We start from the raw sequence: 23,508 nt of genomic DNA, 5'->3' as shown, positions 1-23,508 counted from the left end.
GCCCCCTTGCACTGGGATGCTGCACCCTGGGCCGGTGCCGCGGGCCACACCGGCCGCGATTACCGCGACGCAACCGTAGAACGTCATTCGGTCGTCGTCGGGACTTTCTGGGTTCCCATTCTGTCGTCCGAACGACATTGTGTACCGATGGAGCTGCGCCAGCTGGAGTCGTTCGTGGTGGTCGCCGAGGAGCTGCACTTCGGCCGGGCCGCCGCCCGGCTGCAGGTGTCCGGGCCACCGCTGTCCCAGCAGATCCGCCGCCTGGAACGCGAGGTCGGTACGGCGCTGTTCGACCGGCACACCCGGGCCGTCGCGCTCACCCCCGCGGGCGAGGCGTTCCTCCCGCTCGCGCGCCGCGCCATCGCCGCCGCGGGGGAGGCCGTGACCGCGGCCCGGCAGGCCGCCGACGGCGGCACCGGCACGGTGCGGCTCGGGTTCGCCGGGCCCAGCTCCAACCGGTGGCTGTACGCGACCGCCCGCCGGTTCCGCGAGCGCCACCCGCTCGCCCGGCTGGCGCTGTCCACCGGCCGGTTCTCCGGGGAGCTGGCCGAGGACCTGCGCGCCGACCGGATCGACGCCGCACTGATCCGCACCCCCGTCGACGACGAGGGCCTCGTCGTCCACGAGCTGGCCCGCCAGCGGCTGATGGCGGCACTGCCCGACGAGCATCCGCTGGCCGGGCGGGACGTGCTGGACCTCGCCGAGCTGGCCCACGAGCGGTTCGTCGCCTACCCGTCGGCGCGGATGGCGCTGATGCGCACCGCCGTCGACGCGGCCTGCCTGCGGGCCGGGTTCATGCCCCGGATCGAGCAGGAGGCGCCGGAGACGCACACCCTGCTGTCGCTGGTCGGTGCCGGCGTGGGCGTGGGGCTCGCCCTCGACGCCACCGCCGACCTGCGCACGCCCGGGGTGGTGCTGGTCGAGCTGGCGGACCCGCCGCTGGTGGCGCTGGCGCTGGCGTGGAAGCGGGAGGGGTCGAACCCGGTGCTCCCGGCGCTGCTCGACGCGGCGGGAGTTCGTGCATGATCGGCACATGACCGACCTGACCGGACTGCACGCCGTCGTCACCGGAGGGAACGGGGGCATCGGCCTGGCGCTGGCCACCGGCATCGCGCGGGCCGGCGGATCCATCACGATCTGGGCCCGGGACACCGCCAAGTCGGCGGCGGCCGTCGACGGATTGCAGGGGATCGGCGCCACCGCCCGCGCCGTCACCTGCGACGTCGCCGACGAGGCGTCGGTCGGTCGGGCGATGGCGGAGACGGTGGAGCGCGGCGGGCCGCTCGGCTGCGTCGTCGCGAACGCCGGGACCACCGACGCGCGGCCGATCACCGACACCACGCTGGAGGACTGGCACCGGGTCACCGCGACCAACCTGGACGGCGCGTTCCTCACCTGCCGCGAGGGTGCCCGGCGGTTCGTCGAGCAGGGCACCGGCGGCTCGATGATCCTGGTGTCGTCGATGGTGTCCCGCTACGGCGCCCGCGGCCAGGCCGCCTACGCCGCCAGCAAGACCGGCATGCTCGGGCTCTCCCGCACACTGGCCGTCGAGCTGGCACGGCACCGGGTACGGGTCAACGCCGTCGTCCCGGGCTGGACGCGGACCGCGCTGGCCGCCCCCGCCCACGACGACGACCGGTTCCGCGCCGCCACCACCGCGCGGACGCCGGTGCGACGCTGGGCCGAGCCGGATGAGTTCGAGCGCGTGGGCGCCTACCTCGCCGACCCGGCCCAGACCTTCCACACCGGCGACGAGATGGTCGTCGACGGCGGCTACTCGGTGTTCTGAGCCCGGCCCGCCCGACACGCCGGACGTCGCGACACGCCGGTCACGACATCACCCCGCCGGGTGGTGCGCTCCGCGCCCCGGAGCGCCGGAACGGTGACCCTGGGCGATCGGGGGTCGCGGCGACGAGACGCACCGTGTCGGGTGTCCTGGGAAACGCGGTCCGTGGCGACTCGCACCCACTCTTTCGGTGTCACCGCCCCACTCGTCACCCGACCGGGTCGCAGCCGTATCTCCGGCTGCGACCGACTGCCTACCGTCCGCAATGTCGTGACGCACAGGCGTCCCGATGGTGCCCACACGGCACGTCCGTCCCACCGGACACGATCGGGGAGAAAGATCATGCGCAGGAAACTCGCGGTCACCGGCGCCGCAGTCGTCGCGACACTCGTCGCGTTCAGCCCGCTGGCGTCGGCCGCACCGGCCGACGAGTGGGACGGCGACGGCGACTCGTTCGTCCAGGACGTCGGCAACACCCGGGGCGACCAGTTCGGCCTGGTGAACCTCGACGACGTCAACGTCCTCAACAACGCCAACGTCTGCCCGGGCGTCAACGCCGCGGTCGGCAACGTGCTCGGCATCCTCGGCGGAGGCGCCGCGCAGAACAAGGGGAACCCGACCAGCTGCGACTGACCCGCCGGTCGGAGTACCGGCACGCGTTCCGCCCCGCACCCCGCCGCCACGGGGCGCGGGGCGGATCCGTGTCGGGACCGGTCAGTGGAAGACGTAGTCGGCCGGCTCGACCCGCTTCGTGCGCGCGTCGTAGTCCCGCATGTAGCCGGGCCAGTTGGTGACGATCCGGCCCGAGTCGTCGCGGTACCAGGAGTCGCACCGCAGCCAGGCCGTACCGCCGAACCGGGCCTGGATCTCCTCGTCGTAGGCGCGCTCGACGTCGGCCCGCACCTCGACCCCGCTCGACCCGCGGCGTGCGGCCTCCTGCAGCGCCTCGCGCACGTACCGGGCCTGGTGCTCCAGGTAGCGGACGATGGAGCCACCCGAGGTGTTCGTGTTCGGTCCGTAGAGGACGAACAGCGACGGGAACCCGGGCACGGTCATCCCCAGGTAGGCGTGGGCGCCGTCGGCCCACTCGTCGGTCATGGACCGTCCACCGGGGCCGGTGATCTCCATCGGGAACATGAAGTCGGTGGCCGCGAACCCGGTGCCCCAGATGATCGTGTCGACCTCGTGCAACCGCCCGTCGCCGGTGCGGACGCCCTCGGGGACGATCTCGGTGACCCGCTCCGTCTCGAGCGTGACGTTGTCCCGCTGCAGCGCGGGCAGCCAGTGCGAGCTGAACAGGATCCGCTTGCAGCCGAACGTGTAGTCCGGCCACGCCCTGCGCCGGACCTCCGGGTCGCGCAGCTGCATCCGCATGAACAGCGTCGGGTAGAGCCTGCCGAGCCGGCCCCAGGTCGACGGGTGCCGGATCATCAGCGTCAGCGACTCGCAGTACTCGGTGATGAACCGCCGCCGCCAGCGCCGCAGCGCGGGGATCCGCCGGATCGCGCCCTGCCACCAGGCGGGGAAGCGCCGGTTGCGGCGCGGCAGGAACCAGTTCCCGGACCGCTGGAAGACGGTCATGTGCCCGACCTCGGGCGCGATCGCCGGCACGAACTGCACCGCGCTGGCCCCCGTCCCGATGACGGCGACGCGGCGGCCCCGCAGGTCGTGGTCGTGGTCCCAGCGTGCCGAGTGGAAGGTGTGCCCGGCGAACGAGTCCTTGCCGGGGATGCCGGGGGTGACCGGGGTGTTGAGCTGGCCGGTCGCGACGATCAGCACGTCGACCGTCCACGTGCGGCCGCCCTCGGCGACGACCGTCCACGGCCCGTCGGCGTCCGGCCGGTCCGCCGAGACGATCCGGGTGCCGGTCTCGATCAGGTCGTCGACGCCGAACTCCTTCGCCACGTCCTGCAGGTAGGCGAGGATCTCCGGCTGCGGGGAGCACAGCCGTGACCAGTCGCTGCGCTGCGCGAACGAGAACGAGTAGAGGTGGCTCGGCACGTCGCAGGCCGCACCCGGGTAGGTGTTGTGCAGCCACGTGCCGCCGAGCCCGGGCGCGGCGTCCACGATCGACACGTCGCGGATGCCGTGGGCGCGCAGCTCGATCGCGGCGGCGATGCCGCCGAACCCGGCGCCGACGATGAGAACGCTCGGTGCGTGCATGGGACCTCCCTGTCGCCGCGATCACCGTAGCCGCGGATCGGCGGCCCCCGGGTGCCCGTACCGGCCCCTGCGGGCCGCCGTCGCCCGGCCGTGTCCGTTTTCACCCTGCTGACCGCTGCGCCCGCCGCCCGGGCGGGAGCAGGGTGGAGACGAGCGGCCGGTTCGGGTGAGCCGGTCGGGAACGGAGCGGAACGATGGGTGTCGTCGTCGGTGTGGACGGATCGGACTCGGCCCTGGACGCCGTCCGGTGGGCCGCGCGGGAGGCCGCGGACCGGCACGCGGACCTGCTGCTGGTGCACGCGTTCGACGTCGCGGGGCTCTACGCGGACGCGGCCGTCGCACCCCTGCTCGACGACGTCGAGGAGCGGATGCGAGTCGAGGCCGAGGAGATCCTCGGGGCGGCCCGCGCCGTGGCGACCGGGACGGCCCCCGGGGTGACGGTGACGGCCCGGGAGGACCGCGGCGCGCCGGGCGCGGCGCTCGTCGAGGAGTCGCGGACGGCGTCGCTGCTGGTGCTCGGGTCGGCCGAGCGGGGCGCGGTCGGCAGCGCACTCGGCTCCGTGACACTGACGGTCGCCTCGCACGCGTCGTGCCCGCTGGTCGTGGTCCGCGGGAACACCGGCGCCGACGGCCCGGTGGTCGTCGGGGTGGACGGCGGCCCGCTGTCCGCGTCGGCCCTGGAGCACGCCTTCGCCGCGGCCTCCGCGCACGGCACCGGCCTCACCGCCCTCTACGCCTGGCACGACGGCCGGTCCCCGGCCCTGCGCGCGGCGGGCGCGTTCGACCGGTTGCGCGACGCCGAGGAGCGGTCGCTGGCCGAACGGCTCGCCGGGTGGTCGGAGCGCTACCCGGACGTCCCCGTCGAGCGCGTGATCGAGCGCTCCGAGCCGGGACGCGCGCTGGCCGCGCGCAGCGAGGGCGCGCGACTGGTCGTCGTCGCCACCCGGGGGCGGGGCGGGTTCACCGGCCTGCTGCTCGGCTCGACCGGGCTGTCGCTGATCCAGCGCGCGGACTGCCCGGTGATGCTGGTCGGCCCGTCGGCCCGGGACGACGGCTAGGAGCTGACGACCGGGTCCAGCGCGGCGGTGAGCGCGGCGACGGTGACGTCACCGCGGTAGCGCTCGCCGCGGACGTAGAGCGTCGGGGTGCCGCGGACGCCGCTGCGCACCGCCGCGTTGAACCCGGCCTCGACCCGGTCCTCGACGACCTGCGTCGCCGGCCAGACGACCCGCTCCGGCGGTACGCCGATCGCGGCGGCATGCTCGCGCAGGTCGTCCTGGCGCAGCCGTGGCGGGCCGGGGGCGAACAGCGAGGCGTGCATCTCCCAGAACCGGCCCTCCAGCCCCGCCATCTCGGCGGCTACCGCCGCGGCGAGCGCGTGCGGGTGCACCTCGTGCAGCGGGAAGTGCCGGAACGCGAACCGCAGCCGGTCACCGAACCGGGCGCGGACCTCGTCGATCACCGGGGCGGCGTCGCGGCAGTAGGGGCACTCGTAGTCGCCGTACTCGACCAGCGTGAGCTCGGCGTCCGGGGGCCCAGCACGTGGTCGTACGGTCCGAGGGGCGGGTCGAGCCTGCTCATGGACGGACCTCCGCGTTCCCTCGCCACCCGGCGGACGGCAGGATCCTCGCATGGCGGTCACCACCCTGGTCGAGCGCGGGGATCTCTCCGACGCGGCACGACGGTTCCTCGGCACGGAGTCGGGATCGGCGGTGCTGCTGGTCGGGGCCGCGGTGGCCGCCCTGGTCTGGGCCAACCTCGGCGACGGGTACGAGAGCTTCTGGCACACCTCGCTCGCCGTGCAGCTCGGCGGCACGGGGCTCGAACTCGACCTGCGGCACTGGGTCAACGACGGCCTGATGGTGCTGTTCTTCCTCTCGGTCGGCCTGGAGATCGCCCGCGAGACGACGCTCGGGGAGCTGCGCGGGTTCCGCGCGATCGCCGCGCCGGCGGCCGCCGCGGTCGGCGGGCTCGTCGTCCCCGCGCTGGTGTTCCTCGCCCTCAACTCCGGCAGCGAGGCCGCGAACGCCTGGGGCATCGCGATCTCGACCGACACCGCGGTGATGCTCGGCGTGCTCGCGCTGCTGGGGCCGCGCTGCCCGGACCAGCTGCGGGTCTTCCTGCTGGCGCTGGCGATCGTCGACGACATCGGCGCGGTGGCCGCGATCGCGCTGTTCTACACCGACGAGGTCGACGTGCTCGCCCTGCTGGTGGCGGTCGTGCTCCTGGTGGGGCTGCTCGCCCTGCGCTACGTGCGCTTCTGGCGGACGCCGTTCTACGCCGTCGTCGGGGTGCTGTGCTGGCTGGCGGTGCTGCGGTCCGGGGTGCACCCGAGCGTCGTCGGCGTCGCGCTCGGGTTGCTGGTCAACGCCTACGCGCCGCGCCGCGAGGACATGGCCGACGCGATGGCCGTCGGCAAGAACTTCCTGCTCGACCCGACGCCCGAGCGGGCCCGGACGGCGCGGATCGCCGCGGTCGGCGCGGTGTCGCCGAACGAGCGGCTGCAGCTGCGGATCCAGCCGTGGAGCAGCTACGTGATCGTCCCGTTGTTCGTGCTCGCCAACGCCGGGGTGGTGCTCGACGACGGGACGCTGTCCGCGGCCGCCGGGTCCCTGCTGACCTGGGGGATCGTGCTGGGACTGGTGGTCGGCAAGCCGATCGGCGTCGCGGCGGGCACCTGGCTGGTGCTGCGCACCGGGATCGGGAAGGTCCCCGACACCCTGCGCTGGGGGCAGCTGCTCGGCGGGTCGGCGCTGTCCGGGATCGGCTTCACGGTGGCGCTGTTCGTCACCGAGCTGGCCCTCGACGACGAGCTGCTGATCGCCGAGGCGAAGATCGGCATCCTGACGGGGTCGGTGCTGGCCGCGGTCGCGGGGTGGCTGGTGTTCCGGCTGGCGGGGGAGCGGGGCGGGCAGTGCTCGCCGAGCGGTTTGCCGACCCTGCCGCCGCGGCCCTGGCGCCCGGTCGACTGACCTACCGGCCGACCCGGACATCGCCGTCCGCACCGGCGGTGAGGAAGGCCCGCAGCCGCTCGCCCTCCTCCAGCACGTCGTCGTTCTCGGCCCGCGTCAGCGCCCGCAACGGCCGCACCGACAGGCCGGCGTCGCCCACCGGGGCCCAGGTGGCGGCGACCCGGCCGTCGACCAGCACGAACCGGGCGCCGGTGACGCTGAGGCCGCGGTGCTCGTCGTCGATGATCCGGCTGCGGTCGTCGAACCCGAGGACGGCGTTGTCGAAGGCGGGCAGGAACCGCGGTGGTGCGGGGGTGTCCGGATCGGGCAGCGGGGCGTCGGGGAGGTCGAGCAGCTCGCGTCCGCGCTCGTCGCGGAAGGTCCGCAGGCCAGGCTTCACCCGTGCGACGACGGCGGGTAGCCCGGTCAGCCCGCACCAGGCGCGCAGGTCGGCGCTCGCCGCCGGTCCGAACGCGGCCAGGTACCGCCGCACCAGCTCCTCGGCGCGCGGTTCCAGATCGGGCTCGCGGCCCAGCCAGGCGTCCACCGTGGTCAGCCGGGCCGGGCCGGCGCCGTCCCAGGTGCCGCGCGGCGGGACCTGCACCAGCGGGACCACGGAGACGGCGGCGTCGGTGAGCGCCGCGTGACCGGCTCCGGGGAACCGGTCCGCCACCATCCGCGCGACCTCGCCGCCGGTGCGCGGGGCCTCGGCGAAGCACGGCCGGACGGCCGCGGCGAGCGTCTCCGGCGTCACCCCGGGCAGTTCCGCCTTCCGGGCGCCCCAGGTCCGCTGGGTGATCATCGGCTGGTGCAGTGCCCGGTGTGCCAGGCAGTCGGCGGCGGTGACCAGGTGCACCGTGCGGCGCATCAGCAGCGTGCGGACGAGTGCCCGCCCGGTCAGTGCCGCCGACGCCGGGACCGGGTCGAACGCCGCGATGCGCGACCACAGCCCTGTGTAGGGGGCGCCGGGTTCCTGGGCCTGCATCCCGCCCAGGTGCGCCACGACCCCGGCCGCGCCGGTCCCGGGCGGCCGCCGGTCCAGCAGGTGCTGGCGGGCCAGCGTGGCCCGGTTCAGCGCCCGCCGGTCCAGGACGGTCACGCGCCGAGCTCGGCCACGTCGCCGACGAACCGCAGATGGCGTCCCTCGTTCGACTCCCGGCCCCAGTCCGCGACCGGGCCCGGCTCGGCCGTCCACCGGGACACGTCGCCGACCACGGCGAGCCGGACGCCGTACTGCGCGAACTTCTGCGTGATCGCACCGGCGAGCCCGCTGCGGAGCCGGAAGAACTCCGGGTCGAGACGCTCCACCGGGACGGCGACCAGGTCCGCGCCGTGCCCGAACGCCTCGCCGAGGACGTCGATCGCGTCGGCCTCGGAGGCGATCACCGGGCCGTCGGCGGGCAGGGTCAGGACCGTGGTCATGATGGGAGCACAGCAGGTCCGCAGCTCCGCGGCAACGGGGTTGCGGCGTCCGTGGAACCACGGAGGCGGCCACGCAGGCGCGCGTCCACGGTGGAGGTCATGACACTGCGCGACACCGCGACCGTGCTCGCCGCCGGCATCGCCGCGGCGGGCGCCACCTGGTACCTGGTCGGCGACCGGAGCAGCGCCGGGGCGTTCCCCGACGACCGGATCGTCGCACCGCCGCCGCCCCTCCCGCCGGTCGCCGGGCACGTCGCGGGGATCGGCGTGCTGGTGCTGCTCGGCGTGCTGTTCGTCGCGATCGTGCGACGGCGGCGGGAGACCGGCCCGGCCGTGCCGGGGGCCACGGCGCTGCTCGTCGTCGCCGGGGTGCTGGCCGGCCTGTCGTGGCGGGTCGTGACGGCCGCGACGATCGGCGCGAACATCGGCGGCGGGCTCGCGCTCATGATCGTCCTTCCGCTGGCGGGGATCCTGGTGCTGGTGGCGGTCGGCGTGCTCGTCGCCGGTGCGGTCCGTCGTCGTCGCGGGCCCCACGCCGTCGTCGGTCCGGAGTAGCTCGCGGATCACAGGGCGACGCAGGCACGACCGGCATATTGTTGAGAGCACAACCAATGCGGGTCCTGCAACGAGGAGAGGTGCCACCGTGCGCGCCGTCGTGTTCGAGAAGTTCCAGACGTTCCCGGTCCTGACCGAGATCGCGACGCCGGAGCCGGGGCCGGGCGAGGTCCTGCTGAAGGTCGCGGGAGCCGGCGCGTGCCACTCCGACGTCTCCGTCTACCGCGAGTTCGTCGAGGGCGCCCCCGGCTCGCAGCAGCCGCCCTTCGTGCTCGGTCACGAGACGTCGGGCTGGGTGTAGCGGATCGGGCCCGGGGTCTCCGGCGTGACCGAGGGCGCCGCGTACCTCGTCTACGGGCCGATCGGGTGCGGGGCCTGCCGGATGTGCTCGAAGGGGCAGGACACCTACTGCGAGAACGCCGCGACCAACCCGTACGCCGCGATCGGCCTCGGCCGCGACGGTGGCATGGCCGAGTACGTGACCGTGCCCGCGCGCAACCTCGTCCCGCTCGGCGACGCCGACCCGATCGCGGCCGCGCCGCTCGCCGACGCCGCGCTCACCCCGTACCACGCGATCCGCGGCGCGCTGCCGCAGCTCGCGGGCGGTGGGACGTTCGCGCTGGTCATCGGCCTGGGCGGGCTGGGGCAGATCGCCGTGCAGATCCTCACCGCGCTCACCGGCGCCACCGTGATCGCGACCGACACGAAGCCCGACGCGATGGCCCGGGCCGCGGAGCGCGGCGCCGTCGTCGTCCCGGGTGGGGACGGTCAGGCCGAGCGGATCCGCGAGATCACCGGCGGTCGCGGGGTCGACGCCGCGTTCGACCTGGTCGGCGCCACCCCCACGCTGAAGCTCGCGCAGGCGTCGATGGCGGTCGGTGGCCGGCTCACCGTCGTCGGGATCGCCGGCGGCACCACCGAGTGGAACTTCTTCTCGACGCCCTACGAGTCGACGATCACCAACACCTACTGGGGCACGGTCGAGGACCTGCACGACGTCGTCGCGATGTACCGCCGCGGCCAGATCGTGCCGGACGTCGAGCGGTACTCGCTGGACGACGCCCTGGAGGCGTACCGGAAGCTGGAGTCGGGGGAGCTGACGGCCCGCGCGGTCGTCGTCCCGCACTCCTGACCACCGGCCCGTCGGGGAGCAGCACGCGCGTCGATAGGGTCGGCGCCGTGACCGTCCCGGACGCCCTGTCCGCCGTCGCCGGGACGCTCGGCTCCGGGGTGCTGCTGGTGGCGGCGCTCGTCCTGGTCGCCGAGGCGGGGCTGCTCGTCGGCGTCGTGCTCCCCGGGATCAGCGTGACCGTCGGGCTCGGCGTGCTGGCCGGTACCGGCACGGTGCCGGTGCCCGCCGCGGCCGTCGCCGCCGTGACCGCGTCGGTCGCGGGGCCCAGCCTCGGCTACTGGCGGGCCCGCCGGGCGGGCGTCCGGACGCTGCACGACGACGCCCGGGTCCCGACACCCGCCCGCCGGGTCCTCCGGCTCGCCGAGTCCCGGCCCGCGGTGGCCGTCGCGGTCGGACAGTGGTTCGCGGTTGCCCGGACACTGGTGCCCAGGCTGGCTGGACACGTCCTGGGGTACCCGCGGTTCCTACTGGTCAGCGTGCCGGTGGCGGCGGCGTGGTCGTCGGTGACGTTCACGCTCGGCACGCTGCTGGCCGCGGGGTCGGAGGCGGCGGCGCGGATCGTGTCGGTGCAGGAGATCGTGGCGTGGGCGCTGCTGGGGCTGCTCGTGGCCGCGGCGGCCTGGACCGCCGTCCGGATGGTGCGGGGTCGCCGGTAGTCCGAGGTGTCGTTCCCGTGCCCGCCCTCAGGACGGCGGTCCGCCGGCGAACGGCGTCGCCCGCCACTGGTCGACGGCGGGGGCGAGGTACTCGGCCAGCACCGGCAGCTGCGGTACCAGCGCGAGCGTCGTGAGCGCCCGCAGCATGCCCACGGCGTTCACGAACGCCAGCACGTCGCGGTCCAGCGTGCGGACGCCGGCGCGGTGCGCGCCCCGGTCGTAGGCCTCCTCGAGGGCCGGTCCGAGTGCGGCCATGTCCCACTCGACCGGACCGAGGGTCACCAGCTCGAAGTCGGCGTACCGCATCCCCTCGACGCCGGCGAACACGTTGGCGGGCGGGCAGTCCCCGTGGATCGGCTGCAGCCCGATCCCGGGGAACCGCTCCTCGAACACCGCCCGCGAGCCGACCGCCGGCTCCAGGACGGCCCACTCCCGGCGCGCCCGCTCCAGGTCGGCGGCCGGCAGGAGATCGGGACGGCTGCCGAGCCGGTCGAGCGCCTCGGTGACGAACCACGGCTCGGCAGCGGACAGGAACGACAGCGGCTCCGGGTAGTCGCGCATCGCGGCGTGCAGGGCCGGGACGCTCTCCGCGTTCGCGACGTAGTCCGGCTCGCCGCCGCGCTCCTCCTCGACGAACTGCCAGAACGTCATCGAGAACCCACCACGCTGCACCGGTTCGCGCGGGACGAGCGGGCTCGGCGGGATCACCGGGACACCCTGCGCGTCGAGCCACGCCGTCACCCCCAGCTCCGAGCGCTGCCGGCGCGCCACGGCCCCGAGGTCCGCCGGGTCCGGCAGCACGACGGGGACACGGACGACGACCGGTGCGGGATCCAGCCGGACGACGACGGAGAACAGGTCGTGCAGCACCGTCGCACCGTCGACGGCGAGCCCCAGCCCGCGGCCCGCTCCGACGGCGGCGGCGACGGCGGCGGACGTGCGGCGGGCGAGGTCGTCCGCGGTCGCGAAGTCGGTCACGGGGTGATCGTTCCATCGTCGGCGTCGTCGCTCGCGGCGCCGTCCGATGTGCACCGGTAGCGTGGCCCGGCGTGAAGGTGACCTGGGAGGCACTGACCATCGAGGTCGGCGACCCCTCCGCGTCCGCGCGGTGGTGGGCGGAGACCCTGGGGTGGGACGTCGTCTCGGAGTCCTCGGCCGGCGTCGAGGTCCGCTCGCCGGACGGGACCGGGACCGGCCTCTTCTTCGTGCTCACCGCCGAGCCGAAGGCGGAGAAGAACCGGCTCCACCTGGACCTCTACGCGGAGGACCAGGACGCGACGGCGCAGCGCCTGGTCGAGCGCGGGGCGGAGCGGGTGGACGTCGGGCAGCCGCCGGAGGCGGAGTGGATCGTCCTCAGGGATCCGGACGGCCACGAGTTCTGCCTGCTGGAGCCACGGAACGACTGAGGCTCCCGCCGCTGCCGGACCGCGCGTCCGGGGTCACGGGCCCGCGCTGCCGACCAGGTGCGCGAAGACGATCGTGTTGTCCCGGTAGCTGCCGGTGTCCTCGGCGAACGAGCCGCTGCAGGTGATCAGCCGGAGCTTGGCACGGTCGGTCGCGCCGTACACGCTCTGTGACGGAAAGGCGTCCTTCGGGAACGACCGGACGTCGTCGACCCGGAATGTGGCGGCAATTCCGTCGTCGCGTTTCACGACGATTTCCTGACCGGGCTTGATCCGTCCCAGATCGTAGAAGACCGACGGACCCTCCGCTGCCGAGTCGACGTGTCCGAGAATGACGGACGGGCCGCGGAAACCCGGCGCCGCGGAACCGCGGTACCAGGCTGCCTGGTCGTACAGCGGTCCTGGCTGTGGCACCTCGAGGGTGCCGTCCGGGGCGAGGCCGACCTCGTTGACGACGGACTCCACCCCGATCGCCGGGATCGAGATCGACGCCGGAGGGGACGGTGGGAGGACCGCACCGGCCGGCCGGCCGGCCGGCCGGGCGTCGGCCGGGACGGCGCCGGCGGCGCCGACGGCACCGGAGTCCCGCGGGCCGGTCTCGGCCGCCGGGGCGGGCGGACCGCCACCGAGCGCGGCCACGACGACCAGTACGGCCCCCGCGACGGCGAGCACGGCCGCGACGAGCAGGGCGGTCGGGCGGCGCCGTGACGGTGCGGGAGGCATGACGGCTCCGATCGGTCGGGACGGGGAGTCCGGTGCCCCGGCTGCCGGGGCACCGGACTTCCGGGTAGGTCAGCCCTGCGAGCCGGACCGGCGCCGGACCGCGACCGCGATGGTCGCGGACCCGGCCAGGAGCACCGCGCCGGCCGCGAGCAGGCCGGTGTCGGTGCCGGACGTGCTGCCCCCACCGGTCTCCACGCCACCCTGCGGCATCGGCATCTCACCGCTCGTCGTGTTCACCACGATCGTCGCGATGCCGATGACGGTGCCGCCCTTCAGCGCGTCGGTCGAGAAGGCGCCGTTCAGCGCCTCGGCGGCGCCGGAGTTCAGGGTGACGGTGGTGCCGGTCAGCGTCGCGGTGCCCGCGGCCTCGTCCATCGTGATCGGCTTCAGGGTCGAGCCGTTGAGGTCGAACAGCGTGGTCGACTCGGCGACGGTCTGGCCGCCGGCGCGGACCCGGCCGGTCAGGACGGCCGGGTCGTCTGGGTCGATCACGAAGTTGTCCAGCGTGACCTCGGTGTCGCCCTTGGTCAGGGTCAGGCCGCTGCCCTGGTGCTCGATGCGCCCCTGGACGTAGGGCAGCACCTCCTCGGGCTTGTAGACCGAGACGTTGCCGCCGGTGATCGGGAACGACGCGGAGCCGTCGGCGATCGAGGCGTCGCCGAACGGGGCCGGGGTGACGCCGAGCGACTCCAGTGCGCCGGTGAAGCCGCTGTCGAGCTTCACCGAGGTGGACTTGCCGGTCAGGTTCGAGATCATCGCGATCGGCGGCGGCTGCTCCTGCGCGGAAGCCGCGCCGGCACCCACCACGGTCGCCGCCGCAGCGACCACCCCGATGGCGGTCAAGGTCGCCAAGCGTCGAACGGAACGCAACATCGGATTCTCCTCCGGCACCGGTCCACGGGCGGTTCCCGCGACCTTTCCCTCGTTCTTCGACATCGGGCCCGTGCCCGGTTCGGACGATTTCCACGAACCTGGCGAGTAATACGGAGAGTGGCGAGTTGTGCGGAGAGTGACGACGCTCGGGGTGTTCCGGTGGGCATCGTGTGCGGCGTCGAGAGGATCGGATCGGGCGTAACCCGGTGCCACGGCGCGTCGTTGTGGCGATCGAGGGTGCTGTTCCGGCACCTGCTCCCCGCCCGACCACCTCGCGGCGACCCCGGACCCGGTCGCCCTCCCCGTCGGGCCGGCACGAGGAGGCCTCGTGTTCCACGGTTTCACCAAGAAGTTCCTGCACGACTCGATCGATCGCAGCGCCGAGAACGGCATGGACCGCCGGCGCTTCCTCCGCGCAGCCGGCCTGACCGGCGCCGGAGTGGCCGGCCTGGGCGTCCTCGGCAGCGGCGTCGCCTCCGCCGGTGAAGGCGGGCTCCTCGACGGCATCCTCGGTGGCAGGGGCAGCGAGGACGAGTCCGCTGTGTCGGACGCCGCCGTGCTCAACTTCGCCCTCAACCTCGAGTACCTCGAGGCGGAGTTCTACCTGCGCGCGGTGACCGGCGAGGGACTCGCCGACTCCCAGGCCGACGGCCGGGGCGAGCTCGGCCGGGTCACCGGCGGGTACAAGGTCCCGTTCGAGACCAAGATCGGCCGCCAGTACGCCGAGGAGATCGCCCAGGACGAGAAGGCGCACGTCGACTTCCTGCGCACCGCGCTCGGCGATGCGAAGGTCGCCCGCCCGGAGATCGACCTCCAGGACGCCTTCACCGCGGCGGCGACGGCGGCGGGAGTGATCGGGCCGGGCGAGACGTTCGACCCGTTCAAGGACGAGACGAGCTTCCTGCTCGGCGCCTTCATCTTCGAGGACGTCGGCGTGACCGCCTACAAGGGCACCGCGCCGCTGGTGTCGAACAAGACCTTCCTGGAGGCGGCGGCCGGCATCCTCGCCGTCGAGGCCTACCACGCCGGCCTGGTCCGCACCCTGCTCCTCCAGGGCGGCGCCGCCGACGCGGTCGGGAAGATCTCCGACGCCCGCGACTCGCTCGACGGGCCGTCCGATCTCGACCAGGGCATCGTGGACCGCAACGGCAGCGCCAACATCGTGCCGGCCGACGAGAACTCCATCGCCTTCTCCCGGACCCCGGGCCAGGTGCTCAACATCGCCTACCTCAACCCGGACGCGGTCGGCTCCGGCGGCTTCTTCCCGGCCGGTGTGAACGGCGAGGTCAACACCAGCGACGCCAACGGCTGACGCACCCGGCTGTACGTCACGTGAGCGTCGCCGTCCCGGACCTGCCCGGACGGCGGCGCTCACCTCTGTGCGGCACGGAGGGGCGGAACCTACTGATCGGCGGTGAGCATCGCCGGGTCGATCTCGCGGCTCATGACCGCCGCGGCGACGTCCGTCAGCGAGAGCCCGTGGCGGCGCTCGTGAGTGCGCATGAGCTGGAAGGCCGTGTCGACGTCGACACCGGCCTGTGCCGCGAGGGCGCCCTTGGCCTGCTCGATCGGGATCCTGCTCCGCAGGGCGGAGCGGAGCTGGCGCCGTTCCCGGTCGACGCTGTCGAGTTCGTGCGCGTGGGTGAGGGCGGATGCCACGGCACCGGCGAGAAGCTCTGCGGTGTGGAGGTCCGGCGTCGTCCGACGGTGTCCGAGCAGGAGCAGTGCTCCGAGCGTGGTGCCGGGTGTGTGGTGGATCGGGACCGCCCACGCGCCGGTGACGCCGGCCGCGGCCGCCTTCGCGACGAACGCCAGCCACCGGGGCCGCTCGCGGGGCAGGTCGTCGCACAGGATCGGTCGCCCGCTGCGGGCGCACTCTCCTCCGGGGCCCTGGCCGAACCCCACGGAGACCACCGCACGTGCCCGATCCGACCCGGCCGAGGCGACACCGTGGACCGCGCCGTCCGAGATGAGCGCGGCACCCGCCGTGACGCCGAGGAGCGGGGCAGCGGACCCGACCAGTTCGAGGAGCGCGTCGGAAGGGTCCCGCGCGTCCGTCCCGGCCAGGGCGACCGCGGCCACGGCGACGTCGTGGCTGCTCGCAGGCTCCATTGCAGGTTCTTCGGTCGACCCGGGGTGTCCGGTTCTGTCCGCCTCCTGAGGATCGTCGGAAACTGGTCAGGGTGTGGTGGGCCCCTAGATCCAGCCGCGGCGGGCGGCGGCCTGGACGGCCTCGTGCCGGTTGGTGGTCCCGAGTTTGGTGATGACCGCGGCGAGGTGGTTGCGGACGGTGCCCGGTGACAGCGACACCCTCCGGGCGATCTCGTCGATGGGTGCCCCGTCGCGGGCCAGGGCGAGGACGTCGGACTCGCGCGGGGTCAGCGGGGAGTCGCCGGCGCTGATCGCCTCAGCGGCCAGCTCCGGATCGACGTAGCGCCCCCCGCCGGCGACCGTGCGTACGACCTCGGCGAGTGTGTGCGAGGACGTGGTCTTGGGCAGGAACCCGCACACGCCGGCGGCCAGCGCGGCCTTCAGATATCCGGGCCGGGCGTGCGAGGTCACGATGATGCAGCGGCACTGCGGCAGCTGCGTGGCGAGGCGGCGTGCCACCTCGATGCCGTCGGGGCCGGGCAGCTGCAGGTCGAGCATCGCGACGTCGGGCCGGAGCGCCAGCGCGGTGGCCAGTGCCTCGTCTCCGGAGGCCGCGCGGCCCACGATGTCGAAGTCGTCCTCGAGGTCGAGGAGCCCGATGATGGCGTCGCGGATGAGGTGTTCGTCGTCGGCGACGAGCAGGCGCGTCATGCGGACTCCTCCTCCGATGCAGCACGGTCGGCGTTCGAGGCGGGAGACGTGTGGGCGACGGGCCGGCGCTCGGGGGCAGGGACGGTGGCATCGACGACGAACCAGCCACCGTCGACTCGCGAGCCGAGCCGGCCACCGAGCGCGCCGAGCCGGTCTGACAGCGCGGTCAGGCCACTCCCGGTCCCGTCGGTGCGGCGGGCGGTGACGCCGTCGTTGGTGACGGTGAGCTGCAGCGTCCCGTCGCCGCGGGTGGTGCTGATCGTGACCTGGGTGGCCTGGGAGTGGCGCAGCAGGTTGGTGACGGCTTCGCGGACCACCAGACCGAAGGCCCGGGTGCACTCGGGAGGGACCGGGACGCCGGCGACGGTGCAGGCGATGCCGGCGGAGGCGAGCAGCGACCGTGCCCCGGCGATCTCGTCGTCCCAGCTGGTGTGGTGCTCGCCGCGCACGACGCGGCGCACGGTGGTGCCCGCCTCCTCGGCGATGCCGCGGATGGCAGCGAGCTCCTGCCCGGCCCGCTCGGCGCGCTCGCGGGCGAGGAGCTCGCCGGCCAGAGCGCTCTTCACCGCGATGGTGGCCAGGGTCCGCCCGAGGACGTCGTGCAGATCGCGGGAGATCCCCAGCCGCTGCTCGGCCAGTGCGAGTGCGGCGCGGTCGGCGTGGGCGGCCTGCAGCTCCCTCAGGACACGCAGCATCCAGGCGTTCGACCAGCAGGCCCACAATGCCCAGCTGAGCACGACCAGGCCCGCGATCAGCGCAGGGATGTCCGCGAACCCGACGACGAGGATGGTGACCACCACGACGGCCGCGTTGAGCAGCACCGTGCGGCCCACCCCGAGTGCGGGGACGACGCTCGCGGCGGCCGAGGCGATCCCTGCCACGACCGTGAGCTGTATCCCCGGCAACGGGGCCAGCGGGGTCACGACGACGAAGACCGCCAGGGTCGTCAACCACCCCACAGCGACCGCGAGTTCGCGCCGGGCCGGCCGCCGCCGGGCCGCGGTGACGGTGTCGATGCTCCACCGGGCCACGACGACGTTGCCGGCGGCCAGCACGAGCGCGACGGTGAGGACGCCGGCTTGGAGCAGCGGTTCCGCGGCGATCGGGCCACGCACCACCAGGGCGCTGCCGAGGAACGTCGCGACGGGCAGCGCGACCGCGCTGTAGGTCGACCAGCGCACGAAGGTCTCGAACTTGTGCGCCGCCGGGAGGGGGCGGTCGTCCATGGCCCACATCATCTCGCAGGCACCGGTCCCGGCGGGGTCGACGAGCCGATCGGGCGAGGACCGGGGGTCCGGGCAGGGCCGCTGTGGCGGGTGCACCACCAGACGGCTGCGGTGATCGCCACGACCGTGAGTGTCGGTACCAGCTGATAGGCGTTCACAGCTCCGGCCGACCGGTCACCCAGCTCGGCGGCGAGATCGGCACGCATGAGGGGGGCCATGGCCAGACTCACCGTGTTGATCAGTGCGTGCACCACGACCGCGACCTCGAGCCCACCGGTGCGCCATGTGATCAGGGCCAGCCCGGACCACCACACCAGGTACCAGAGGATGATGTACGGATCGCTCGAACCGTGCAGCGCGGTGAACAGCACGGCGGAGACCAGGACCCCGACGACGAGCCCGGCCCGGGCACCGCGTGCCCAGCTCCCGAGGACCCGGAACATCAGCCCGCGCACGCCGTACTCCTCCCCGGCGGCCTGCAGCGGTGTCAGCAGCAGGACCCCCAGCAGGACGCCGACCAGATCGGCCTGTGACCAGCCGGTCTCCTGAGCCGGGGTGAACAGCACGCCGATCACGTGGACGAACACCAGCACCGGGCCGAAGACCAGCAGTGCCCGTCCGAACACGTCGAACCGGAAGCGGGACACCACCGAGTGCAGCGAGGCGCCGCGTACTCCGTAGAGCCATCGCTGGATGCACATGCTCCAGGGGATCAGCAGGGCCAGCGAGAACATGCTGGCGGCGTTGTAGAGGGGTGTGTAGTCGGTACCGCCGGGCAGGATCGGCGGGGTGTTGCCCAGCCGGACGTCGATGATCGCCGCAGCCCGACCGATGACGGTCGGGAAGACGACCAGTCCGGCGAGCAGGAGCACGATCGCGAGGACTCCGCGCCCGATACGACGCTTCTCCCCGGCCAGCACCCGGTGGTACTCCACTCCGGGCGGGGGCCGGTCGGCGCCGGGGGCCGTGGGGCCCCGTCGGTGCGACGACCGGTCCCACCCCGGCGGTGGGGCCGCCGCGCCGCGTCGGGCAGGGCCGCGGGCGCCGGCCCACGGGATGGGCTGCGTGGCTCCGGAGCGAGGCTCGTCGGGGATCATGGTCACGACGCTAGGCCGGGCCACGCCCGTGACCGCGTGCCATCGATCATGAGTTTCCCGGTGGAATGCACGGTCGGGACATGACGTCTGTCATGCCTCGGCCTCCCGCCCGGCGGGGCAGGCCCTGCCTGATCACCCGGTCGGATCGTCCGTGGCTCGGTCGCCGAGTACCCGGGACAGGATGTCGTCGTTCCACTGCAGGTACTCGACGGTGACTCCCGCGTGGTGGACGTAGGCGCCGCGTCCGGTCTCGGCGACGAACTCACTCACGACGTCGGCGCCGCTGTCGACCAGCATGGACACTGTCGCATCGACGTCGTCGACCACGAGGGGGCCGATACCACTGCGGTAGCTGTCGGGACTCCCGGCGATGAGCAGCACGTCGCCCACCGCTGCCAGTTCGGCGCCGTCGAATGCGAATCGCAGGTCGGCAGGTCGGCCGTAGACCTGCTCCAGCGGCACCAGAGCGGCAGGGATGTCGTCGACGAACACGCGTGCGTAGGTCTTCAGAACGGTCATGCAGACATGCCACCGGTTCCCCGTCACGGGCAGCTCCCCGATGCGCGATCGGACCCCGACCGATACGGCCCGCGCATCGGCGGCCGGCCCTCGTGTGCGACCGCCTCGCCCGGGGCCGACGGCGCATCGCGATACCCTCGGCCGGTGGAACTGCGCCAGCTGCGCTACGCCCTGGCGCTGGCCGAGCACCGGCACTTCGGGCGAGCCGCACGTTCCCTCGGCATCACACAGCCCACGCTGTCGCGCCGGCTCGCCGCGCTCGAGCAGGAGCTGGGCACCTCACTGTTCGACCGGACCTCCGACGGTGTGTTCCCGACCGCTGCCGGCGAGGTGTGGACCGCCAACGCACGCCGGGTGCTCGCACAGGTCGACCGTGGCGCCGACGACGCCCGTCGCGCTGCACGGGGGCACCGAGGGACGCTGCGCCTGGCGTTCGTGGGGTCGGCGCTCGTCCAGTTGCTGCCCTCGCTGCTCGCCCGGTTCCGGGGGACGCACCCGGCGATCGGCCTCGAGTGCACGGAGCTCGCCAGCACGCACAGCACTGCGGCGCTGCTGGCCGGGATGGTCGACGTGGCGGTCTTGCGGGGCGCTCCTCGTGGCCGGGGCGCCGAGACCCTGACCTCGGTACCGGTCGGGCACGATCAACTCGTCGCCCTGTGCCACCGGTCCCACCCGTTCGCCTCACAGCCGGCGGTCACCGTCGATCAGCTTCGTGGGGAGCCCCTGGTGACGACCACAGGGAGCGAGGAGCCGGCGACCGTCGAGCATCTCGACGCCGTGCTCGACGGGCGCGACCCCATCCACCCCACGACCAGTGCCCGCGACATCCACACGATCACCGGCCTGGTCGCGTGTGGGGTCGGGATCGGATTGCTGCCGTCGTGCGCCCGCGCGCTCTGCCGGCCGGAGACCGCCGTCGTCGAGATCCGGCCCGCACTGCGGCTGCCTGATCTCTGCCTCGTGACGCGCACCGACGACGACTCACCCACGGTCGGTGCATTCCTCGACGTGACCGCCGAGCACTGCCCCGACGTGAGCACCGCCCTGCGCCGCCGCACTGCCGGCGGCGGCTGATCCCGAGGCCGGAACACGACCTGCTGTCGTGGCGTCGGCAGCAAGCGTGCTCATGTCGAGGCCGCGGGCCGCTCACGTATTGTCATGAGACCGTGCTCAAGGAATTGATCTGTGTCCGTCGTTCACGGCCGAACTCGGCGGCCCAGTCGCCCACTTGCGGCGTTGCCGAACAGCTCGGGTACCTTCCCGCGTGCAGCGCCTTGCGACCAAACCCCTGGATCCGCCGATCCTGACTTCAAGGTTATGCGACGAGGCGTGAGAATAGGCGTCTCGATCTCGGCTCGAGGCGCTCGGCGGCCTCCATGAGGCCGCTCGGCGGACGCGTTCCGACGCGCTCGTACTGCCTCTACGAATACCGACGCTCCTTTCCCACTGCAAGATTGCCTGCGACAATGCAACCATCGCCGATCACACGGGTCCCTGTCCGCTGGTGCAGCTGCGCCTGGGCTTGCTAGTATTCGACCTACTTGACTTTCAGAGGAGCTCGATGGAAAACGCTAGAGTGTGGGGGCCAGTCTTACTGCAAACTGCCGAATCTCTGCAATCATTCGGCTTGAACCCCGCAGATAGATCGGATAGCGACCTATACTGGGACATCGTCTTTGGGGCTGCACACCAACACTCGGTCGAGAATTTCACGGAACGCTCCGATATTAATCTCGATAAAATCGCTGATGTGCTTAATCAGCGCCTAGACTTGGGCTGGCTCGCTGGTTCTAATCTGGAGTCTCCACAGTCGGCGTTCACCGACCGCGGAAGGCTCACTCGTCCTAGGATCTCGAACCCATCTGAGAGTCAACTCGCCGCGGACAAGCCTGTGGGCGCATTCTGGACGTCCTCGTTCCTGCCGAACGGGCAGAGTGCGTGGGAGCGGTCAGAGCGCAGCGAGTTCGCGCAACTCAAGAGGCCCTTGGTTGAGGTGAGATTTGATGTCAAGGTCGACAGATATGTGCACATAATACGCGATGTAGCTGATTATGTTGAGCTAGTCGAGAGGTACCCTCGCGAGATTTCGTCCGATCGCGCAGCAGTCGACTGGAAGGAGTTGAGTCGCGACTGCGCTGCTGTGACGCTTGCGGCGTGTGGGCTGGCGAGGGCACAGAATTTTCGGGTCGAGACTGCGGTCGGTCTGGCCGAGCTCACCGGCTGGGACGCAGAATCTACAGCGTGGCTCGCCCTGCCAGGGGAGACCGAGTTGATGCTCCGATAGTTGTCAAGCGGTGGCGAGAAGCAGTTTCGGTTCCTTTGTGGGGTCACCAGAATTCGATAGATTTCGCGGATCAGGTGGTGCCTGAGACAGCGCAGGATCTCCTTCGTCGCGCGGTCTTCGTGAGTACGGCGCTCGACGTAGGCGATCGTCGGCTGGTGAAATCGCATGTGGCCGACGAGGATCCGGTGCAGGGCGGCGTCGCAAACACGGGTCTGACCGACCGGGCGACGAACACCAGCCTCGCAGTCGAAGGTGGACACGTATTTCTAACCGAATCGTACGTTGAATGAAGACGCCCCTCAAGTGGATTCGCTCGTACGGGTTGACTTCCTGGGGTCTCGCCAATGCCTTATGCTTAGATTGTCACGTCCAAACGGAAGGTGGCACTTGTGCGCATATGGCGTCTTCTTGCATGCACCTCGGTCACTGCGATTGCGGCAACCGTCTTGCTGGCCATCTCGCCGGCGGAAGCTCGCGCTGGCGAAAAGATTGGCGACTGCGAGATCCTCTTTGACCATCCTCACGGCTCCGTTCACTCCGGCGGAAACGTAAGCGCGGATATGCGCATTAAGTGCGCCACGCCGCAGCGATATCTAGGAGTGGAGTCGTTCCTCTATCGACCGTCTGAAAACCCACCAAATCAGTGGCAAATTGTGGGTCCTCCGGCAAATGGTGAGAATGTCAACTACATGAACTCGGTTGCCGCGGAACCCTGCTCGAAGGCGACTTACACATCTGAGGCCAACTTCCTGATCGTAGACGACAACGGTGTGCGACACGAGCGCTTCGGGGTGAAATCACCTCCGATCGCGAACCCGTGTAAGCGGCCTTAGCTGCTTCATGGGATTCGCTACAATCCTGAGCGGGCGCGGAGGCAGAACGGTGACGACGGCGAATCTGCGGACGTTGGATCGTGAAGATGTGCGTCGATCTGGCGCGTGCTCGGCATGGCGTCGGTTCGTTGTCTGATTGCCTCGGCTAGAAGCGCCTCGACCGGCTCGGCGCTGCCGACGTCCGCTCTGATTGGCGAAGCATAGGCACTTCTCCCGCATCCCGGCCATGAACGAGTGGGACGCGCACCGGCCTCCGGTGCAGCAGAGCTGGTCCTGCGCAACGTCGCCAAGCTCGTGCGGGTCAAGACGCCGGAGTACTCCGTCGGGAAGGGGCTTCCCGCCGACCGGTCGAACCGCGCGCGCTGAAACGCGACTTCGACGAGCTCCGTGTCCGCGCCGGCCTTCCTGTAGTTCGGCTGCACGACCTGCGGCACACCGTCGTCAGTTTGCTGCTGTCGCTCGGGGCGCCGCCGCACGTGGTGCAGGCCATCGCCCGGCACGCCGACGTCGACGTGACCGTGACGATCTACGCCCACACCGACATGGACGAGATAGGCCAGGCGCTCGATGCGATCGAGTGGGAGCGGGATGAGCTAGATGTCAGAGGCGTCGTGCGCGCGTCGCGCGGAACCGGAAGCTGTCCTGGGCCGGTTCGTGGTCGAACTCGACCTGGTCGCCCTGCTCGAACGCCTTGTAGCCCTCGGCCTCGATGGCGCTGAAGTGAACGAAGGCGTCGAGGCCGTCGGGCAGCTCCGGGCTGCTGATCGCGCCCCAGCCCTTCTCGGCCTTGTAGAACTTCACGACACCGGTTGCCATGCGTCGATCAGAGCAGGTCAGGTCGCCACGGTCCACGCGGTTGAGGGAGCCACTGCTGCAGCAACTGCTACATCTCGATCTTCGGGCGATGTAGCACCGACCTGTTTTCGCAGGTCGGATGTGGTCGGGGTGGCGGGATTTGAACCCACGGCCCCTCGCTCCCAAAGCGAGTGCGCTACCAAGCTGCGCCACACCCCGTCCCGCGCAGTCTAGCCCCGCCCCGTCGTTGCACCGCGGCGACGTCACCCCCGCCGCGCGTGCCAGGTG

Annotated in this window: 27 protein-coding genes, 1 tRNA gene and 1 pseudogene; 15 read left to right on the top strand and 14 right to left on the bottom strand. The window is 72.2% G+C overall.

Annotated features, from left to right (window positions below):
* The first annotated feature begins 147 nt into the window (after window positions 1-147).
* The 3 genes from Ae150APs1_RS09290 (at window position 148) to Ae150APs1_RS09280 (ending at window position 2,419) form a co-directional block, all read left to right on the top strand.
* Entirely contained in the window at window positions 148-1,026 is an 879-nt protein-coding gene (locus tag Ae150APs1_RS09290) for a LysR family transcriptional regulator (RefSeq protein ID WP_060575105.1), read from the top strand.
* 7 nt (window positions 1,027-1,033) lie between these two features.
* Window positions 1,034-1,789, top strand: coding sequence for an SDR family NAD(P)-dependent oxidoreductase (locus tag Ae150APs1_RS09285; protein WP_075296967.1), 756 nt, complete (start codon window positions 1,034-1,036; stop codon window positions 1,787-1,789).
* Between the two features lie 339 nt (window positions 1,790-2,128).
* The gene (locus tag Ae150APs1_RS09280; protein WP_010228145.1) at window positions 2,129-2,419 is read left to right on the top strand and encodes a hypothetical protein; all 291 of its coding nucleotides are present in this window, start codon (window positions 2,129-2,131) and stop codon (window positions 2,417-2,419) included.
* An 81-nt stretch (window positions 2,420-2,500) separates the two neighbouring features.
* Here the strand turns inward: Ae150APs1_RS09280 and Ae150APs1_RS09275 are convergent, their stop codons facing one another.
* Window positions 2,501-3,949: an NAD(P)/FAD-dependent oxidoreductase gene (locus Ae150APs1_RS09275; RefSeq protein ID WP_075296965.1), complete on the bottom strand. Its 1,449-nt coding sequence runs from the start codon at window positions 3,947-3,949 to the stop codon at window positions 2,501-2,503.
* A gap of 194 nt (window positions 3,950-4,143) precedes the next feature.
* Between Ae150APs1_RS09275 and Ae150APs1_RS09270 the strand changes: the two genes are divergently transcribed.
* Window positions 4,144-5,007 (top strand): universal stress protein, encoded by an 864-nt coding sequence (locus Ae150APs1_RS09270; protein ID WP_075296963.1) that lies wholly within the window; start codon window positions 4,144-4,146, stop codon window positions 5,005-5,007.
* Here Ae150APs1_RS09270 and Ae150APs1_RS09265 read toward each other — a convergent pair.
* On the bottom strand, window positions 5,004-5,582 hold the full coding sequence (locus tag Ae150APs1_RS09265; RefSeq protein WP_249266276.1) for a DsbA family protein: 579 nt from the start codon (window positions 5,580-5,582) through the stop codon (window positions 5,004-5,006). The two genes, Ae150APs1_RS09270 and Ae150APs1_RS09265, sit on opposite strands and share 4 nt — an antisense overlap.
* Between Ae150APs1_RS09265 and nhaA the strand changes: the two genes are divergently transcribed.
* On the top strand, window positions 5,581-6,921 hold the full coding sequence (gene nhaA / locus Ae150APs1_RS09260; protein WP_075296961.1) for a Na+/H+ antiporter NhaA: 1,341 nt from the start codon (window positions 5,581-5,583) through the stop codon (window positions 6,919-6,921). The genes Ae150APs1_RS09265 and nhaA overlap by 2 nt on opposite strands.
* A gap of 1 nt (window position 6,922) precedes the next feature.
* On the opposite strand, the gene Ae150APs1_RS09255 is transcribed toward nhaA, so the two are convergent.
* Together Ae150APs1_RS09255 and Ae150APs1_RS09250 are read right to left on the bottom strand one after the other, a co-directional pair.
* On the bottom strand, window positions 6,923-7,999 hold the full coding sequence (locus tag Ae150APs1_RS09255) for a winged helix DNA-binding domain-containing protein (protein WP_075296959.1): 1,077 nt from the start codon (window positions 7,997-7,999) through the stop codon (window positions 6,923-6,925).
* Window positions 7,996-8,322: a DUF4180 domain-containing protein gene (locus tag Ae150APs1_RS09250; protein WP_075296957.1), complete on the bottom strand. Its 327-nt coding sequence runs from the start codon at window positions 8,320-8,322 to the stop codon at window positions 7,996-7,998. The genes Ae150APs1_RS09255 and Ae150APs1_RS09250 overlap by 4 nt, the downstream gene beginning before the upstream one ends.
* 99 nt (window positions 8,323-8,421) lie before the next feature.
* Here Ae150APs1_RS09250 and Ae150APs1_RS09245 point away from each other — a divergent pair, with 99 nt between their 5' ends.
* From Ae150APs1_RS09245 to Ae150APs1_RS09235, 4 genes and pseudogenes are all read left to right on the top strand, one after another.
* Window positions 8,422-8,877, top strand: coding sequence for a hypothetical protein (locus Ae150APs1_RS09245; protein WP_139316850.1), 456 nt, complete (start codon window positions 8,422-8,424; stop codon window positions 8,875-8,877).
* Window positions 8,828-9,376, top strand: a pseudogene (locus tag Ae150APs1_RS33455) (alcohol dehydrogenase catalytic domain-containing protein); the annotation flags it as partial. The gene Ae150APs1_RS09245 and the pseudogene Ae150APs1_RS33455, both read left to right, overlap by 50 nt.
* On the top strand, window positions 9,356-10,009 hold the full coding sequence (locus Ae150APs1_RS33450) for a zinc-binding dehydrogenase (protein ID WP_256385612.1): 654 nt from the start codon (window positions 9,356-9,358) through the stop codon (window positions 10,007-10,009). The pseudogene Ae150APs1_RS33455 and the gene Ae150APs1_RS33450, both read left to right, overlap by 21 nt.
* Window positions 10,010-10,056: 47 nt before the next feature.
* Complete coding sequence (locus Ae150APs1_RS09235; protein WP_075296953.1) at window positions 10,057-10,665, top strand: hypothetical protein; 609 nt, start codon at window positions 10,057-10,059, stop codon at window positions 10,663-10,665.
* Between the two features lie 27 nt (window positions 10,666-10,692).
* On the opposite strand, the gene Ae150APs1_RS09230 is transcribed toward Ae150APs1_RS09235, so the two are convergent.
* Window positions 10,693-11,643: a phosphotransferase gene (locus tag Ae150APs1_RS09230; RefSeq protein ID WP_075296951.1), complete on the bottom strand. Its 951-nt coding sequence runs from the start codon at window positions 11,641-11,643 to the stop codon at window positions 10,693-10,695.
* 71 nt (window positions 11,644-11,714) lie between these two features.
* Here Ae150APs1_RS09230 and Ae150APs1_RS09225 point away from each other — a divergent pair, with 71 nt between their 5' ends.
* The gene (locus Ae150APs1_RS09225) at window positions 11,715-12,071 is read left to right on the top strand and encodes a VOC family protein (RefSeq protein ID WP_075296949.1); all 357 of its coding nucleotides are present in this window, start codon (window positions 11,715-11,717) and stop codon (window positions 12,069-12,071) included.
* A gap of 33 nt (window positions 12,072-12,104) precedes the next feature.
* On the opposite strand, the gene Ae150APs1_RS09220 is transcribed toward Ae150APs1_RS09225, so the two are convergent.
* Both Ae150APs1_RS09220 and Ae150APs1_RS09215 read right to left on the bottom strand, forming a co-directional pair.
* Complete coding sequence (locus tag Ae150APs1_RS09220) at window positions 12,105-12,791, bottom strand: class F sortase (RefSeq protein WP_075296947.1); 687 nt, start codon at window positions 12,789-12,791, stop codon at window positions 12,105-12,107.
* Between the two features lie 69 nt (window positions 12,792-12,860).
* Window positions 12,861-13,643, bottom strand: coding sequence for a hypothetical protein (locus Ae150APs1_RS09215; RefSeq protein ID WP_075296945.1), 783 nt, complete (start codon window positions 13,641-13,643; stop codon window positions 12,861-12,863).
* A gap of 349 nt (window positions 13,644-13,992) precedes the next feature.
* On the opposite strand from Ae150APs1_RS09215, the gene Ae150APs1_RS09210 reads away from it, so the two are divergent.
* The gene (locus Ae150APs1_RS09210) at window positions 13,993-14,976 is read left to right on the top strand and encodes a ferritin-like domain-containing protein (protein WP_249266275.1); all 984 of its coding nucleotides are present in this window, start codon (window positions 13,993-13,995) and stop codon (window positions 14,974-14,976) included.
* Between the two features lie 89 nt (window positions 14,977-15,065).
* On the opposite strand, the gene Ae150APs1_RS09205 is transcribed toward Ae150APs1_RS09210, so the two are convergent.
* From Ae150APs1_RS09205 to Ae150APs1_RS09185, 5 genes are all read right to left on the bottom strand, one after another.
* Window positions 15,066-15,776, bottom strand: coding sequence for a GAF and ANTAR domain-containing protein (locus Ae150APs1_RS09205; RefSeq protein ID WP_075296943.1), 711 nt, complete (start codon window positions 15,774-15,776; stop codon window positions 15,066-15,068).
* Between the two features lie 84 nt (window positions 15,777-15,860).
* Window positions 15,861-16,466, bottom strand: a complete 606-nt coding sequence (locus Ae150APs1_RS09200) for a response regulator transcription factor (RefSeq protein WP_075296941.1) — start codon at window positions 16,464-16,466, stop codon at window positions 15,861-15,863.
* Complete coding sequence (locus Ae150APs1_RS09195) at window positions 16,463-17,692, bottom strand: histidine kinase (RefSeq protein ID WP_170918066.1); 1,230 nt, start codon at window positions 17,690-17,692, stop codon at window positions 16,463-16,465. Before Ae150APs1_RS09195 ends, Ae150APs1_RS09200 begins: the two co-directional genes overlap by 4 nt.
* A gap of 8 nt (window positions 17,693-17,700) precedes the next feature.
* A complete protein-coding gene (locus tag Ae150APs1_RS09190) occupies window positions 17,701-18,789 on the bottom strand; it encodes a type II CAAX endopeptidase family protein (RefSeq protein WP_083680415.1) in 1,089 nt (362 codons plus the stop codon).
* 132 nt (window positions 18,790-18,921) lie between these two features.
* On the bottom strand, window positions 18,922-19,335 hold the full coding sequence (locus Ae150APs1_RS09185; RefSeq protein WP_212567190.1) for a hypothetical protein: 414 nt from the start codon (window positions 19,333-19,335) through the stop codon (window positions 18,922-18,924).
* 117 nt (window positions 19,336-19,452) lie between these two features.
* Between Ae150APs1_RS09185 and Ae150APs1_RS09180 the strand changes: the two genes are divergently transcribed.
* From Ae150APs1_RS09180 to Ae150APs1_RS34270, 4 genes are all read left to right on the top strand, one after another.
* Window positions 19,453-20,382, top strand: a complete 930-nt coding sequence (locus tag Ae150APs1_RS09180; protein WP_075296933.1) for a LysR family transcriptional regulator — start codon at window positions 19,453-19,455, stop codon at window positions 20,380-20,382.
* Between the two features lie 430 nt (window positions 20,383-20,812).
* A complete protein-coding gene (locus Ae150APs1_RS31100) occupies window positions 20,813-21,592 on the top strand; it encodes a hypothetical protein (RefSeq protein WP_139316849.1) in 780 nt (259 codons plus the stop codon).
* Window positions 21,593-21,669: 77 nt separating this feature from the next.
* Window positions 21,670-21,882: a hypothetical protein gene (locus Ae150APs1_RS31095; protein ID WP_139316848.1), complete on the top strand. Its 213-nt coding sequence runs from the start codon at window positions 21,670-21,672 to the stop codon at window positions 21,880-21,882.
* Between the two features lie 777 nt (window positions 21,883-22,659).
* The gene (locus tag Ae150APs1_RS34270; RefSeq protein ID WP_256385579.1) at window positions 22,660-22,791 is read left to right on the top strand and encodes a hypothetical protein; all 132 of its coding nucleotides are present in this window, start codon (window positions 22,660-22,662) and stop codon (window positions 22,789-22,791) included.
* A 234-nt stretch (window positions 22,792-23,025) separates the two neighbouring features.
* Here Ae150APs1_RS34270 and Ae150APs1_RS33445 read toward each other — a convergent pair whose 3' ends face one another.
* Window positions 23,026-23,241: a cold shock domain-containing protein gene (locus tag Ae150APs1_RS33445; protein WP_075296929.1), complete on the bottom strand. Its 216-nt coding sequence runs from the start codon at window positions 23,239-23,241 to the stop codon at window positions 23,026-23,028.
* Between the two features lie 121 nt (window positions 23,242-23,362).
* Window positions 23,363-23,439, bottom strand: a tRNA-Pro gene (locus Ae150APs1_RS09160).
* Between the last annotated feature and the right edge of the window lie 69 nt (window positions 23,440-23,508).

Source organism: Pseudonocardia sp. Ae150A_Ps1 (assembly GCF_001932315.1).
GTDB lineage: Bacteria > Actinomycetota > Actinomycetes > Mycobacteriales > Pseudonocardiaceae > Pseudonocardia.
Note: the sequence above shows the minus strand (reverse complement) of the source record. Positions and strands in the feature narration are given on the sequence as shown.

What these genes read in the sequence shown, in the direction of transcription:
- Ae150APs1_RS09290 (WP_060575105.1), top strand. Translation starts at nt 148, where the DNA reads ATGGAGCTGCGCCAGCTGGAGTCGTTCGTGGTGGTCGCCGAGGAGCTG.
- Ae150APs1_RS09285 (WP_075296967.1), top strand. Translation starts at nt 1,034, where the DNA reads ATGACCGACCTGACCGGACTGCACGCCGTCGTCACCGGAGGGAACGGG.
- Ae150APs1_RS09280 (WP_010228145.1), top strand. Translation starts at nt 2,129, where the DNA reads ATGCGCAGGAAACTCGCGGTCACCGGCGCCGCAGTCGTCGCGACACTC.
- Ae150APs1_RS09275 (WP_075296965.1), bottom strand. Translation starts at nt 3,949, where the DNA reads ATGCACGCACCGAGCGTTCTCATCGTCGGCGCCGGGTTCGGCGGCATC.
- Ae150APs1_RS09270 (WP_075296963.1), top strand. Translation starts at nt 4,144, where the DNA reads ATGGGTGTCGTCGTCGGTGTGGACGGATCGGACTCGGCCCTGGACGCC.
- nhaA (WP_075296961.1), top strand. Translation starts at nt 5,581, where the DNA reads ATGGCGGTCACCACCCTGGTCGAGCGCGGGGATCTCTCCGACGCGGCA.
- Ae150APs1_RS09265 (WP_249266276.1), bottom strand. Translation starts at nt 5,582, where the DNA reads ATGCGAGGATCCTGCCGTCCGCCGGGTGGCGAGGGAACGCGGAGGTCC.
- Ae150APs1_RS09250 (WP_075296957.1), bottom strand. Translation starts at nt 8,322, where the DNA reads ATGACCACGGTCCTGACCCTGCCCGCCGACGGCCCGGTGATCGCCTCC.
- Ae150APs1_RS09245 (WP_139316850.1), top strand. Translation starts at nt 8,422, where the DNA reads ATGACACTGCGCGACACCGCGACCGTGCTCGCCGCCGGCATCGCCGCG.
- Ae150APs1_RS09220 (WP_075296947.1), bottom strand. Translation starts at nt 12,791, where the DNA reads ATGCCTCCCGCACCGTCACGGCGCCGCCCGACCGCCCTGCTCGTCGCG.
- Ae150APs1_RS09205 (WP_075296943.1), bottom strand. Translation starts at nt 15,776, where the DNA reads ATGGAGCCTGCGAGCAGCCACGACGTCGCCGTGGCCGCGGTCGCCCTG.
- Ae150APs1_RS09200 (WP_075296941.1), bottom strand. Translation starts at nt 16,466, where the DNA reads ATGACGCGCCTGCTCGTCGCCGACGACGAACACCTCATCCGCGACGCC.
- Ae150APs1_RS09195 (WP_170918066.1), bottom strand. Translation starts at nt 17,692, where the DNA reads ATGGACGACCGCCCCCTCCCGGCGGCGCACAAGTTCGAGACCTTCGTG.
- Ae150APs1_RS09190 (WP_083680415.1), bottom strand. Translation starts at nt 18,789, where the DNA reads ATGATCCCCGACGAGCCTCGCTCCGGAGCCACGCAGCCCATCCCGTGG.
- Ae150APs1_RS33445 (WP_075296929.1), bottom strand. Translation starts at nt 23,241, where the DNA reads ATGGCAACCGGTGTCGTGAAGTTCTACAAGGCCGAGAAGGGCTGGGGC.